Below are 13,705 nucleotides of genomic sequence, written 5' to 3' on the forward strand. Positions count from 1 at the left end.
GGTTTGGGGTTGGGGCGAGGGCCGGCGCCTCGGGGGTGGGGGGGGCCGTCGCCTGGGAGCCAGGGGAAGCCGTCACTGGTCGCCCGCGGCGGAGCCGCTGTCGGACACGGCGTCCTTCTTGTCGGCGCTGTCCTCGCCCTCGATCACGGGGATCAGGGAGAGCTTGCCGCGCGAGTCGATCTCGGCGATCTCGACCTGGACCTTCTGGCCCACACCGAGGACGTCCTCGACGTTCTCCACGCGCTTGCCGCCGGCCAGCTTGCGGATCTGGGAGATGTGCAGCAGGCCGTCCTTGCCCGGGAGCAGGGAGACGAAGGCACCGAAGGTGGTGGTCTTCACGACCGTACCGAGGTAGCGCTCGCCGACCTCCGGCATCGTCGGGTTGGCGATGCTGTTGATCGTGGAGCGGGCGGCCTCGGCGGAGGGGCCGTCGGCGGCACCGATGTAGATGGTGCCGTCGTCCTCGATGGTGATCTCGGCGCCGGTGTCCTCCTGGATCTGGTTGATCATCTTGCCCTTGGGGCCGATGACCTCACCGATCTTGTCGACCGGGATCTTCACGGTGATGATCCGCGGCGCGTTCGGGGACATCTCGTCGGGCCGGTCGATGGCCTCCATCATCACGTCGAGGATGTGGAGCCGGGCGTCGCGCGCCTGCTTGAGGGCGGCGGCGAGCACGGAGGCCGGGATGCCGTCGAGCTTGGTGTCGAGCTGGAGGGCGGTGACGAACTCCTTGGTGCCGGCGACCTTGAAGTCCATGTCGCCGAAGGCGTCCTCCGCACCGAGGATGTCGGTGAGGGTGACGTAGTGCGTCTCGCCGTCGATCTCCTGGGAGATCAGGCCCATGGCGATGCCGGCGACCGGGGCCTTGAGCGGCACACCGGCGTTCAGCAGCGACATGGTGGAGGCGCAGACCGAGCCCATGGACGTCGAGCCGTTGGAGCTGAGCGCCTCGGAGACCTGGCGGATCGCGTAGGGGAACTCCTCGCGCGTCGGCAGGACCGGCACGAGGGCGCGCTCGGCGAGGGCGCCGTGGCCGATCTCGCGGCGCTTGGGGGAGCCGACGCGGCCGGTCTCGCCGACGGAGTACGGCGGGAAGTTGTAGTTGTGCATGTAGCGCTTGCGGGTCACCGGGGAGAGGGTGTCCAGCTGCTGCTCCATGCGGAGCATGTTGAGGGTGGTGACGCCCAGGATCTGGGTCTCGCCACGCTCGAACACCGCGGAGCCGTGCACGCGCGGGATGGCCTCGACCTCGGCGGCCAGGGTGCGGATGTCGGTGACACCGCGGCCGTCGATGCGCTTCTTCTCCTTGATCACGCGCTCACGGACCAGCTGCTTGGTGAGCGAGCGGTACGCGGCGGAGATCTCCTTCTCGCGGCCCTCGAACTCCGGCAGGAGCTTCTCGGCGGCGAGCGTCTTGACGCGGTCCAGCTCGGCCTCGCGCTCCTGCTTGCCGGCGATGGTCAGCGCGGAGGCCAGCTCCGGGCGGACGGCGCCGGACAGGGCGTCGAGGATGTCGTCCTGGTAGTCCAGGAAGACCGGGAACTCGCCGGTCGGCTTGGCGGCCTTCGCGGCGAGGTCGGCCTGGGCCTTGCACAGGACCTTGATGAACGGCTTGGCGGCGTCCAGACCGGCGGCGACGATCTCCTCGGTCGGGGCCTCGGCGCCGCCCTCGATCAGCTTGATGGTCTTGTCGGTGGCCTCGGCCTCGACCATCATGATCGCGACGTCGCCGTCCTCCAGGGCGCGGCCCGCGACGACCATGTCGAAGACGGCGTCCTCCAGCTCGGTGTGGGTCGGGAACGCCACCCACTGGCCGCGGATCAGCGCGACGCGGACGCCGCCGATCGGGCCGGAGAAGGGCAGACCGGCCAGCTGGGTGGACGCGGAGGCGGCGTTGATCGCCACGACGTCGTACAGGTGGTCGGGGTTGAGCGCCATGATCGTGGCGACGACCTGGATCTCGTTGCGAAGGCCCTTCTTGAAGGACGGGCGCAGCGGGCGGTCGATGAGGCGGCAGGTGAGGATCGCGTCCTCGGAGGGCCGGCCCTCACGGCGGAAGAAGGAGCCGGGGATCTTCCCCGCGGCGTACATCCGCTCCTCGACGTCGACCGTCAGCGGGAAGAAGTCCAGCTGGTCCTTGGGGTTCTTGGAGGCGGTGGTGGCCGACAGCACCATGGTGTCGTCGTCCAGGTACGCCACGGCGGAACCGGCGGCCTGCTTGGCCAGCCGGCCCGTCTCGAAGCGGATGGTGCGGGTGCCGAATACGCCGTTGTCGATCACGGCTTCGGCGTAGTGGGTCTCGTTCTCCACTAGCGTTTTCTCCGATACTTGTCGTCTTTCGTCCCTCCACGCCCGTATGGCAGGGGGACGGCTGCGGAGAAGCGCTCCGTCTGGTGCGGGCCGGTCTTCGATCGAAGCACCCGGGGTTGTCGCCCCCGGGGGCCACTACCGAGGACCGGCGGCGGCGAGGCGCGCTTCTCCTCGTTCGTTTGTCTCGTCTCATGCGTCCCGTGATGTCGCCCACCCGGGCGGGTGCGGGACATCACGCTGTGTTCATACGCGGTGCTTCGTCCGACGTGCTCGGTACTGCTACACGTTGTGCTAACACACTACAAAGCGGCAGTGACAACACGCACGTTTCCGTACGGACGGTGAAGCTCCGGTACGGACGGTAAGGCTTCCGCGGGGGTCGCGAAACCGTACGTACGGCAAAAGGGAGCGGCTCCCCGGTCCTGGGAACCGCTCCCTTCTGCGGCGTCTTACTTGGCGCCCGCCGCACCGCGGCGGATGCCGAGGCGGTCGACCAGCGTACGGAACCGGGCGATGTCCTTCTTCGCCAGGTACTGAAGCAGGCGACGGCGCTGACCGACCAGGATCAGCAGACCCCGGCGGGAGTGGTGGTCGTGCTTGTGGGTCTTGAGGTGCTCGGTCAGGTCCGAGATCCGCCGGGACAGCATCGCGACCTGTACCTCGGGGGAGCCGGTGTCGCCCTCCTTGGTACCGAACTCGGCCATGATCTGCTTCTTCGTAGCGGCGTCGAGCGACACGCGTACTCCTCGTAGTCTGTGAAAGGCCACCGAGTGCCCCCGGTCTCTTTCTCGGGGAAGCTTCCACAACTCGGGTGGCGGGGTCCGCTGGGCGCGACCTCCGGAGCGCGGGCTCCGGGGATGCGTACACACACGGCCATCAGCCAGAGTACCAGCAGGCGGCGACGCCCCCGACCGCCGTGGCCGAACCCCGCCGACGGCTGCCGTACGCCCACTAGGGTGAGCCGTGGGAATGTCCGCACGTCGGGAAGGGGTCGCTTCGCCATGGCGGAGGAAGTGCACGAGGACGTCAAGGCGCGCAAGGAGCGGGAGCGGGACGAGCTGTACGCGCTCGACATCTCCGGCGTGGAGTGGCACAGCGCGCCGGGCACCGAGCAGGACGAGGAGCGCGTCGAGATCGCCTATCTGCCGGACGGCGCCGTCGCGATGCGGTCCTCGCTGGATCCCGGCACGGTGCTGCGCTACACCGAGGCGGAGTGGCGGGCCTTTGTGCTGGGCGCGCGCGACGGGGAGTTCGATGTGACCCCGGCGCCGCACAATGGGGGGCTTGCGCAGGAGTAGGCGCTCATCGAGACGATCCCGGAGGGGGAGGGCACGCGCGCGTGCCCTCCCCCTCCGGTTTTTGGCGGCCGTGTCAGTGAGGGAGAGCGATCACGACCGCCGTGGGACAGCCGGGCGCCCCACGGCGATCAGAGGCGCCGCTCTCAGTCCCCCGCCATCGACCGCGCGGACGCGTAGACGTCGAACACCGCCAGTGCCAGCGGCACCAGGGTGAGCAGGACGAATGCCTCGGCGATCTCCATGAAGCGGCCCCAGAAGGGCGTCACGCCCCGGCGTGGGCTGATCAGGCCGATCGCCGTCACCAGGGCGGTGGCGGCGCCGAGGGCGGCGGCGAGCCAGACGGTGCGGATGTCGAGCGCGGTGGTGTCGCCGGCGAGCGCGTCGCGCAGGTACTCGGCGGGCGGGTCGAGGGCGAGCCCGAGGCCGAGGAAGACGAGACAGGCGAGCCCGGCGGTGAGGGTGGCGGCGACCTGGGCGGTGTAGCGGAAGAGCTGCGCGCGCATGAGCATCGCGATGCCGGTGGCCAGGGCGAGCAGTTGGGCCCACAGGTCGCCGGAGAAGCTCAGCACGATCGCCGCGCCGACGGTGACCAGGGCGCAGCCGCCGACGAGTCCGACGAGGAGTTCATGGCCTCGGCGGGCCTGGGCGGCGATGCGCTCGGCGTCGACGGGCTCCGGGGCGTCGGGCTCGTCGGTGCTGTAGCCGCGGGCGGGGTGGGGTGGTTCGAAGCCGATGGGGAGCCGGGCGAAGCGCATGGACATTCCGGGCAGGAAGGCCAGCGCGCAGACCGCGAGCGGGGCGCCGACGGCCGCCGTCTCGATGGGCCGCAGGTGGGTGAGCATCGCAAGGAACGTGGTGAGCAGGCCGATCACCGAGGCGAAGGCGAACGCCACGAACGGGCCGTCGCCGCCCGGCGAGAGCAGGGTGAGCACGACGGCGGCGACCAGCACGGCCGCGCACGCGAGCAGGAACTGGAGCCGTCCGATGCCCTGTCCGTCGGCGAGCGGCAGCAGCCCGGAGCCCGCGACGGCCAGGTTGGGGAGCGCGCCGAGTCCCAGGGCGATGGCGGAACCGCGATCGTCGTACACGCGCGCGCGTACGCAGGCGATGGTGACCAGGAGGATGCCGGTGACGGCGGCGAGGATGCCCTGGAGGCCGTGCATGTCGTGGCCGAGCCCAGAACTCCAGACCACGAAGGCGAGCAGCGCGGGCAGCACGCCGCCGGCGACGAGGCCGGCCGCGCGGGTGAGATCTGCGCTCCACAGGGTGCGGTCCTGGGTGACCGCGGAGGCCACCGCCTCGGAGACATCGTCATGGACGGCGGGCGGCAGCGACTCGGCGAACGGACGCAGCGTCAGCAGCTCGCCGTCCAGGATGCGCTGGGCCGCGAAGGAGCGGGAGCCGTCGAGGACGGTGCCGTCCCGGCGGACGAGGTGGTAGCCGACCGGGGCGCCCTCGGTGGGGCGCTGCTGCGACAGGCGCAGGATCTCCGGGTAGAGGTCGGCGACCGGGACGTCGTCGGGCAGCGCCACGTCGATGCGGCTGTCGGGCGCCACGATGGTGACCCGGCAGAAGCCGAAGCCGGTGCCCGTGCCCGCCCCGGACGGGGCCGCGCTGCCCGCTGTGCCGGTCCGGCCGGCCGGCGCGGAGGCCGTCATGCTCACCTGTTGTTCCCCCTGTCATGGTGTGCATCGCTGGCGGCGGGCCGGCGCCGGGCGCGGGGCCGGGCGCGGGACCGCCTGTAGCGATCCTGTGTACGTTCTGCGTACGTGGTGCCGCGCCGCCCGCTTCACCGGTCCGGTACGCCGCCGGGCCCGGGAGCAGGCGGGGAGCGCGCGGCGCGAACATTGCGGATTGCCCGGTTTTCCCGGTCCGATTCGCAACTGTTCACGTGTCTCACGGGCACCCTACCGCCCGCCGTTGTCAGTGGGTGTCAGTAGGATCGCGCTGCGCGATCGACGTTCGCCGGACACGGGGCGGCGGGCGGAACGGATCGGGCCGGCAAGGGAATTGGTGCGAAGTGAGCCACATCGTCGTCAAGCGCCCGCCGCGGGCGCTGCCGAAGGAAGTGCCCACGAGCGAGGTCGTGGTCCAGCCGCCGCCGGAGCTGCCGCGCGGGCAGATGGAGGGCGCGCTGATGCAGTTGCTGCCCATGCTCGGCATGGGCGGTTCGGTGGTGTTCTTCTTCAACCCGCAGGCCCAGCCCTTCATGAAGATCATGGGCATGGTGATGATCGCCTCCACGATCGCCATGGGCGTCGCGATGCTGATCCGCTACCGGCGGGGCAATCAGGGCCAGATGGCCGATCTGCGCCGCGACTACCTCCGCTATCTGTCCCAGACCCGCCGGGACGCGCAGCACACCGCGAAGGCCCAGCGGGACGCCCAGTACTACCTCCACCCTTCGCCGGAGCAACTGTGGGCACTGGTCGCCGAGGGCAGCCGGGTGTGGGAACGCCGCACGGGTGACGAGGACTTCGGCCAGGTGCGGGTCGGCCTCGGCCCGCAGTCGCTGGCCACTCCCCTGCTGCCGCCGCAGAGCGGGCCGGTGGACCAGCTGGAGCCGCTGACCACGGGCGCGATGCAGCGATTTCTGGCCACCCACTCCACCGTGGAGGGCCTGCCGATGGCGGTCTCGCTGCGCGCCTTCTACCACGTGACGATCAGCGGGGAGCCCGGCACGGTGCGCGGTGCCGCCCGCGCGGTGACCGCCTCGCTCGCCTCCTTGCAGTCCCCCGAGGACCTGGTCATCGCGGTGGCCACCGCGCGGGACGCGGCGGGTGAGTGGGAGTGGACCAAGTGGCTGCCGCACGCGCAGTCACGGGGCACCGCGGACGGCGCCGGGAGCCTGCGGCTGATCACCACCAACCCGATGGAACTGGAGGAGCTGCTCGGTACCCGGCTCCAGGGCCGCCCACGCTTCCACCCGGACGGCTCGCCGGTGCCCGAGCAGCCGCATGTGGTGGTGGTCCTCGACGGCGTCTCCCTGCCGCCGACCTCGCTCCTGGCCGCTCCCGAGGGCCTCCAGGGCGTCACCGTCCTGGAGGTGGTGCCGGGCGAGCTGACCGCGGGGCGCGGCGACCTCTCCATCGTCGTGCACCCGCGCGAGCTGCGGCTGGAGTCGGCGCACGGGATGGTCTACGAGGGGGCGCCCGATGTGCTGGCCTACGAGGGCGCAGAGGCGCTGGCCCGGCAGCTGGCGCCGCTGCGGGTGGCCTCGGGCGGGGACGACGACGAACCGCTGCTGGCGAACCTGGAGTTCACCGATCTGCTGAACCTGGGCGACGCGGCCTCGGTGGAGCCGCGGCGTACCTGGCGCCCGCGCTCGCAGTCCGAGCGGCTGCGGGTGCCGATCGGCGTCGGCGAGGACGGCCGGCCCGTGATGCTGGACCTCAAGGAGGCCGCCCAGGAGGGCATGGGCCCACACGGCCTGTGTGTCGGCGCCACCGGTTCCGGCAAGTCGGAGCTGCTGCGCACGCTGGTCCTCGGTCTCGCCGTGACGCACTCCTCGGAGACCCTGAACTTCGTCCTCGCGGACTTCAAGGGCGGCGCGACCTTCGCGGGCATGGCCCAGATGCCGCATGTGGCGGCGGTCATCACCAACCTCGCGGACGATCTGACCCTCGTCGACCGCATGGGCGACTCCATCCGCGGTGAGCTGAACCGCCGCCAGGAGATGCTCCGCGACGCGGGCAACTACGCCAACATCCACGACTACGAGAAGGCCCGCGCGGCGGGCGCCCCGCTCCAGCCGCTGCCCTCCCTGGTCCTGGTCATCGACGAGTTCAGCGAACTGCTCACCGCGAAACCGGACTTCATCGAGATGTTCGTCCAGATCGGCCGCATCGGCCGCTCCCTGGGCGTGCATCTGCTGCTGGCGTCGCAGCGCCTGGAGGAGGGCCGGCTGCGCGGCCTGGAGACGTATCTGTCGTACCGGATCGGTCTGCGGACGTTCTCGGCGGCCGAGTCGCGTGCCGCGATCGGCGTCCCGGACGCCTATGAGCTGCCGAACGTGCCGGGTTCGGGCTTCCTGAAGTTCGGTACGGACGAAATGCTGCGCTTCAAGGCGGCGTACGTCTCCGGGGTGTACCGCACCAGCGCCCAGCAGGCGGCGTCGTACGGCGGGCCGCTCCCGATGGACCGCAGGCCGGTGCTGTTCACGGCGGCGCAGGTCCCGGTGCGGTTCGTGGCGGTGCCGCCGCAGCGCGGCGAGGAGGAGCCGGAGCGCACCGACGACGCGCTCGCGGACACCGTGCTGGACGTGATCGTGCGCCGCCTGGAGGCGCAGGGTCCGGCGGCCCACCAGGTGTGGCTGCCGCCGCTGGACAGCCCGCCGTCGCTGGACTCGCTGCTGCCGGGCCTGGCGGCGGTGCCGGGCCGCGGCCTGACCCAGCCCGGGTACGAGGGCGCGGGGCGGCTGGTCATCCCGGTCGGCCTCGTCGACAAGCCGTACGAGCAGCGGCGCGACCCGCTGTGGGCGGACTTCGGCGGCGCGGCCGGCCATATGCAGATCCTGGGCGGCCCCCAGTCCGGCAAGTCCACGCTGCTGCGCTCGATCATCGCGTCCTTCGCGCTCACCCACACACCGCACGAGGTGCAGTTCTACGGGCTGGACTTCGGTGGCGGCGGCCTCTCGGCGGTCGCCGGGCTGCCGCACGTGGGCGGTGTGGCGTCCCGTCTGGACCCGGAGAAGGTCCGGCGTACGGCGGCCGAGGTGTACGGCATCCTGACCCGCCGCGAGGAGTACTTCCGTACGGCGGGCATCTCCTCCATCGCGGAGTTCCGCAGCCGCCGCGCGCGGGGCGACATCCAGGTGACGGACCAGCCGTGGGGCGATGTGTTCCTGGTCATCGACGGCTGGGGGAACTTCCGTACGGACTACGAGACGCTGGAGCCGTTCGTCCTGGACATGGCGGCGCGGGGCCTGGGGTACGGCGTCCATGTGATCCTCACGGCGTCGCGGTCGATGGAGGTCCGCTCGAACCTCAAGGACCACCTGGGGAACCGCCTGGAGCTGCGCCTGGGCGACCCCATGGACTCGGAGTTCGACCGCAAGGTGGCGGCGAACGTCCCGACGGGCGTGCCCGGCCGGGGCCAGACCCCGCAGAAGCAGCACTTCATGGCGGCGGTGCCGCGCATCGACGGCCTGTCGTCCGACACCGACCTCGCGGAGGCGGCCCAGGCGCTGGCCGCCGAGGTGACCCGGCACTGGCAGCTGCCGGGCGCGCCCAAGGTGCGGCTGCTGCCGCGCGAGTTCCCGGCCGCGCAGCTCCCGCCCGGCGACCGCTTCCCGGAGCGCGGCATCGCCTTCGCGCTGGACGAGGACAACCTGGAGCCGGTGTTCATCGACTTCGAGACCAACCCGTTCTTCCTCGTCTACGGCGAGAGCGAGTCCGGCAAGTCCAACCTGCTGAAGCTGCTGGTCAACCAGCTGGCCAAGCGCTATGACGGCAATGACTGCAAGCTGTTCGTGGTGGACAACCGCCGCTCCCTGCTGGGCGCGACACCGCCCTCGCACCTCGCCGAGTACATCCCCATGTCGAACCAGATGCAGCACCACATGGACGCCCTGTCCGACCTGATGCAGCGCCGCACCCCGACGGCCGACGTGACCGCGGAGCAACTGCGCGACCGCAGCTGGTGGCACGGCCCGACGGTGTACATCGTGATCGACGACTACGACCTCGTGTCGACATCGAGCGGCAACCCGCTGTCGGGTCTCACCGAACTGCTGCCCTTCGCCCGTGACGTCGGCGTCCGCTTCATCATCGCCCGCTCCACGGCGGGCGCGGGACGCGCGGGCTACGAGCCGTTCATCCAGCGGATGAAGGAACTGGGCGCCCAGGGCGTCGTCCTCGCGGGCGACCCCGGCGAAGGGGATCTGCTGGGCGGCATCCGCCCTCGGACGATGCCGCCGGGGCGGGGCGTCTTCGTGTCCCGCAAGCGGGGCAAGCCGCTGGTTCAGGTGGGGGTCGTGGGGGACGCGGGGGACGCGGCCGGGCGGTGAGGCGCGCTCGCGCGGAACACCGGCGGGGCGTAGGTCCGCTTGCCCCGGCGTCCCCGACACACCACAGGGTGGGCGCCTCCCGCGCGCGCCCACCCTGGAGTTGCTCCTGACCGCCGGCTTCCGGGAGGCCGGTTCGCCGTGCTCCTACCTGCGTAGGGCTACATGAAGTAGCTGGCGGCCTTGCGGTCGCCCTCCATGTACGTACCGCCGGACTGGCCGACGACCTGGCCGATGCCCATCAGCGCGGTGTGGATGTCGTTGGCCTCCTTGTCCCAGCGGCGCAGCTTCTCGCCGAACTGGTCCTGGGCCTGGCCCGCCCAGTACTCGCGGCTCCGCTCGACCATCTGCCGGAGTTCCTGGAGGTCCTGTTCGAGCTGCTTGGCCTCGTTGCCGATGGTGGTGGCGGCGATGTCGAGTCCGTCATAAGTGACGGAAAGCCCCTCGTTGTTACGCATGCTGTCTCCCTCGTCTCAGTGGTGGGTGCGGTGGTGCCGTGCGGCCGGCCGACGCCGTGCCGAACGGCGCTCACATGGAGTTGAAGGCGGACGACTGGACCGTGGGCGCACCCTGGTTGACATCGATCCGGTTGACGGAGGCGCGGACCTCGTCCTCCTTGGTGTCCTTGATGTTGCGTGCCGTGGTCATGGCCTCCATGACCTCGGCGAGGATGTTCCCGATGCCCTTGAGGGACTCGTTGATCTCGTACTGCTTCCGGTCGAACTCGGCACGGCCGATGCCCTGCCACTGGCCTTCCAGCCCGTCGATGACGCCCTGAAGGCTGCTCACCCGCTTGCGGATGCCCTCGTACTTCTCCACCATCTGCTTCTGTAGCTGGACTACTGCGGCATCTTCGAGTTTCTGGTCGGTAGCCATGGTGACCTGCCCTTTCTCTATGTGTTGTTGTTCTCGGTGTGGCCGTGCGCCGCCCTGGAGTGGCCGGGCACTGTCACCTCGTGCGCCGCGCGCGCAGGACGGCGAAGCCCGCTCCGCCGACCACGATCACCGCCGCCGCGGCGCCCACGGTGATCCACAGGGTGCTGCTGTCGCCGGCCTCCGAAGCGCTCGGCCCCGCCGCGGAGGTGCCGCCGTTCGACCCCTCCTGCGGGGCCGATGACGAGCCCGACGGGGACGGCGATGCCTCGGTCCCGGCCGGCTCGGCGGACTTGGCCAGCAGATCGCCGCCGTTCTCCTTGGCCAGCGGGTCGACATTCGCCGGGCCCGCGTCGTAGTCGGGCTCCGCGAGCACGAGACGAGGACGTACGAAGCCGTATCCGAGGTAGGAACTCGGCTTCTCCTTGGGCCAGTCACGGCCCGCCGTGTCGACGAGGGCCCGGGTGACCTGGTTGACCGTCCAGTCGGGGTGCGCGGACCAGATGAGGGCGGCGGACGCGGAGGTGAGGGCGGTGGCGGAGCTGGAGCCGTTCTTGGCGCAGTACGCCTGGAAGGTGGCGTCGCACCAGCCCGGAGTGTCGGCGCCCGGTGCCGCCAGGTCCGCGTACTGCCCCTCGGGGGAGCCCTCGATCACCTTGATGGAGGAATCGACGGCCGCGGCACCGATCACGTAGGGAGTGTCGGCCGGGCTGTCGGTGAATCCGTCGTTCCCGAGCGCGGAGACCAGCAGTTTGCCCTTGGACGCGGCATACCGGACGGCCGCGTCGTCCTCGTCGGTCGTCATGCCCCCGAAGGACATGCTGATGATCTGTGCGTCGGTGTCGGCCGCCGCCCGCAGCGCCTCCGAGGGCTCGGGGGCCTTCTCGAACTCCGGTCCCACCTCAAGTCCTTCGAGCGCCACACGAATGGGGAGGATCTTGGCGCCGGGCGCCAGGCCCTGGATGCCGCCCCCTTCACCCGTTCCGGCGATCAGTTCGGCCATCGTCGTACCGTGACCGCTGTAGTCGTCCGTGGCTCCGTACGCGACGGACTCAGGCACCTCGTCGGTCAGGACCTGGCCCTTCAGGGAGGAGGTCTCGGGATTCACGCCGGTGTCGATGACCGCGACCGTCACGCCCTCCCCCGTGCTGGTCTGCCACATCTGCTCGGCCTGCATGGTTTCCAGGTACCAGGGGTTCTGGGTGTCGACCGCCGTCGCCCCCGGTGCGAGCCCGACGCCGACTGCGGCCAGGGCGCCGACGAGCGCACTCACCGTACGTACTCGTCCCGTGCCCCGTGTCCGGAGGAACACGGTCCGCTCGGCTCGTCGGCTGGTCCCTGACGTCATGGTGTTCTCAGTCCTCGCTCGCGCTCAGTTGACGACCGGCGGCACATCGCGCCGCGGCCTGTTCGGGAGGTGGGTCTCTTCGTCCTCGACCACGTGGTCCGGACGTGGGGTTCCCCGCTGGTCCCTCTCGTCGTCGGGGCGTCCCCTGGTGGCGGGCGCGCGGACGAGTCCGGAACCGCCGCGGGTCATGCCGTTGCGCTCGGCCCCGGTGGCGGAGTTCCGGGCCGAGGGACTGCCGGTGACGGGCGGGGGTGTGCCCCGGCCAGCAAGCGGGTTCGTGCCTGTGCCGGGACGGTTCGTGGCGGGTGGTGCCCCGAAGACGCCACCGCGCTGTCCGGGCTGGCCGGCGGGTGCGGAGCGGGCGTTGCCGACCGGGTTCGATCCGATGACCGTGCCGCGCGGGATCCTCGACCCGTTGCGGTTGTTGCCGGTCCCGCCGGTGTTCGCCGGCTGTCCCCCGACCACTCCATGGGCCCGTCCGGCGCCGGTCGCGGGGCCCGCGCCGGGGCGCTGCGACGGCGTACCACCGGGGCGGGGTGTGCCGCCCGTGATGCCCTGGCCCATGGGGAAGGACCCCCTGGCTCCGGAGGCGGGTCCCGTCGCCCCGGGCTGACCGGGGCGGCCGAACAGCCCCTGGGAGGCCGGTCCGGAGCCGCGCGCGGTCCCGGACCCGGAGCCCGTGCCGAGGGGGCCGGGGGTCGGGCGGCCCTGGGCGGACAGGGGTGTGCGCGAGCCGGAGGTGCCGGAGGTCCGCCCACCGGCGGCCGTACCGGAAGTCCGCCCGACGGCACTGTTGCCGACCGGCCCGTAAGGGCCGAACGGACCGGTGCTGTTCGAGGGCGGGTTGCCGGTCGCAGGCTGGGCGGGGCCGGTGGTGGTCGTGGTGGCGGGTGGGGTCAGTGTGTCGACGCCGTCGATATTGGTACGTACGGGAGGTTCCTTGATGTCCGTGCGGACCGGTTCGCCGGGGTCGGTGACCCTTGCGTTGACCTCGACCGGCGCGTTGACCTCGGCCGGGGGCCTGCTCGTCGCACCCGGCGCGTCGGCAGCGGTTCGCGCTGCGTTCTCCTCCGCCGGGGGCGTGTACGTACTGGTGGGAGTCTGACGCACGCTCTCACCGGGCCCTGATTCCGGAACACCGCTCTCTCGCTGCGGCTGGGGTACGTCCACGGTCGGAGGGTTGTTGAACGTCGGCGGAACGAGATCCCGGAGCTGCTGATGGGAGACGGAGTAGTACGAGGCCAGGCGGTTCATCTGGTTGATGGCCTCCTGGCGGTCCCGCTCCACTCGGACGGCGTCCTCGTACTCCTCCTCGTTGGCCGCCTTCTCGGTCTCGCTGTACTGCTCGGGGCGCTTCCGGTTGGCGGGGTCGCGCGGTGGCATGGAGGAGCGCACCGAGGCCAGGCCGATCGCGGCGGCGGAGATCTCGTCGCCGGCGCTTCCGGCGAAGACGCTCAGTTCTCTGGTGCTGGTGAGGAGATTCTTGCTCCAGGTGGTGAACGCCCCGGCCGCTTCGCCCATCCAGGAGAACGAGACCGTGCCGATGTGCGTTTCGAGGTCCTTGGCCGCGGCCATGATCGCGTCGCGGGCATCCCACAGCGCCTTGCCCGACCCCTCCAGGTCCTCCGGGTTCGCCTGCTCGATGAACTCCCGCAGTTGGTTGAGGCCGAGGCTGGTGCCGCCGAAGTCCGTGCTGTCGAACACGGCCTGCCCCGGTTTGGTGGCCCCGACCGTGGTCCTGGTGGCCCCGCTGACCAGACGGGTGAAAAGCCCCCCGTCCCTCGGCTCCTCGTAGGCGCGGGCAAGGTCGGCGAAGGAGTTCTGATCGGAGGCGCGTTCCAGGTCGTCCTGGTACTGCTCGTCCGACAT

At 71.0% G+C, this 13,705-nt stretch carries 9 protein-coding genes; 2 read left to right on the forward strand and 7 right to left on the reverse strand.

What is annotated here, in order from left to right:
- Positions 1-72: 72 nt before the first annotated feature.
- Together ACFRFC_RS15350 and rpsO are read right to left on the reverse strand one after the other, a co-directional pair.
- Entirely contained in the window at positions 73-2,313 is a 2,241-nt protein-coding gene (locus ACFRFC_RS15350) for a polyribonucleotide nucleotidyltransferase (protein WP_382690105.1), read from the reverse strand.
- Positions 2,314-2,762: 449 nt separating this feature from the next.
- A complete protein-coding gene (rpsO, locus tag ACFRFC_RS15355) occupies positions 2,763-3,050 on the reverse strand; it encodes a 30S ribosomal protein S15 (RefSeq protein ID WP_382690103.1) in 288 nt (95 codons plus the stop codon).
- Positions 3,051-3,314: 264 nt separating this feature from the next.
- Here rpsO and ACFRFC_RS15360 point away from each other — a divergent pair, with 264 nt between their 5' ends.
- Positions 3,315-3,611 (forward strand): DUF397 domain-containing protein, encoded by a 297-nt coding sequence (locus tag ACFRFC_RS15360; RefSeq protein ID WP_382690101.1) that lies wholly within the window; start codon positions 3,315-3,317, stop codon positions 3,609-3,611.
- A gap of 143 nt (positions 3,612-3,754) precedes the next feature.
- On the opposite strand, the gene eccD is transcribed toward ACFRFC_RS15360, so the two are convergent.
- Positions 3,755-5,269: a type VII secretion integral membrane protein EccD gene (eccD, locus tag ACFRFC_RS15365; RefSeq protein WP_382690099.1), complete on the reverse strand. Its 1,515-nt coding sequence runs from the start codon at positions 5,267-5,269 to the stop codon at positions 3,755-3,757.
- A gap of 362 nt (positions 5,270-5,631) precedes the next feature.
- Between eccD and eccCa the strand changes: the two genes are divergently transcribed.
- Positions 5,632-9,618 (forward strand): type VII secretion protein EccCa, encoded by a 3,987-nt coding sequence (gene eccCa / locus ACFRFC_RS15370; RefSeq protein ID WP_382690097.1) that lies wholly within the window; start codon positions 5,632-5,634, stop codon positions 9,616-9,618.
- Between the two features lie 158 nt (positions 9,619-9,776).
- Here eccCa and ACFRFC_RS15375 read toward each other — a convergent pair whose 3' ends face one another.
- The 4 genes from ACFRFC_RS15375 to ACFRFC_RS15390 all read right to left on the reverse strand — a co-directional run bounded on the left by ACFRFC_RS15375 (position 9,777) and on the right by ACFRFC_RS15390 (position 13,705).
- A complete protein-coding gene (locus ACFRFC_RS15375) occupies positions 9,777-10,073 on the reverse strand; it encodes a WXG100 family type VII secretion target (RefSeq protein WP_382690095.1) in 297 nt (98 codons plus the stop codon).
- A 70-nt stretch (positions 10,074-10,143) separates the two neighbouring features.
- A complete protein-coding gene (locus ACFRFC_RS15380; protein WP_382690093.1) occupies positions 10,144-10,491 on the reverse strand; it encodes a WXG100 family type VII secretion target in 348 nt (115 codons plus the stop codon).
- Positions 10,492-10,564: 73 nt separating this feature from the next.
- Complete coding sequence (locus ACFRFC_RS15385; protein WP_382690091.1) at positions 10,565-11,761, reverse strand: S8 family serine peptidase; 1,197 nt, start codon at positions 11,759-11,761, stop codon at positions 10,565-10,567.
- 99 nt (positions 11,762-11,860) lie between these two features.
- Positions 11,861-13,705 carry a hypothetical protein gene (locus tag ACFRFC_RS15390; protein ID WP_382690089.1) on the reverse strand — a complete coding sequence of 615 codons (1,845 nt, stop codon included), beginning with the start codon at positions 13,703-13,705 and terminating at the stop codon, positions 11,861-11,863.

This window comes from Streptomyces sp. NPDC056734 (genome assembly GCF_042790455.1).
Classification (GTDB): Bacteria; Actinomycetota; Actinomycetes; order Streptomycetales; family Streptomycetaceae; genus Streptomyces.

Bases quoted from the DNA above. Each gene is read 5' to 3' on its own strand.
- ACFRFC_RS15360 (WP_382690101.1), top strand. From the start codon at position 3,315: ATGGCGGAGGAAGTGCACGAGGACGTCAAGGCGCGCAAGGAGCGGGAG.
- eccD (WP_382690099.1), bottom strand. From the start codon at position 5,269: ATGACGGCCTCCGCGCCGGCCGGCCGGACCGGCACAGCGGGCAGCGCG.
- ACFRFC_RS15375 (WP_382690095.1), bottom strand. From the start codon at position 10,073: ATGCGTAACAACGAGGGGCTTTCCGTCACTTATGACGGACTCGACATC.
- ACFRFC_RS15380 (WP_382690093.1), bottom strand. From the start codon at position 10,491: ATGGCTACCGACCAGAAACTCGAAGATGCCGCAGTAGTCCAGCTACAG.
- ACFRFC_RS15390 (WP_382690089.1), bottom strand. From the start codon at position 13,705: ATGTCGGACGAGCAGTACCAGGACGACCTGGAACGCGCCTCCGATCAG.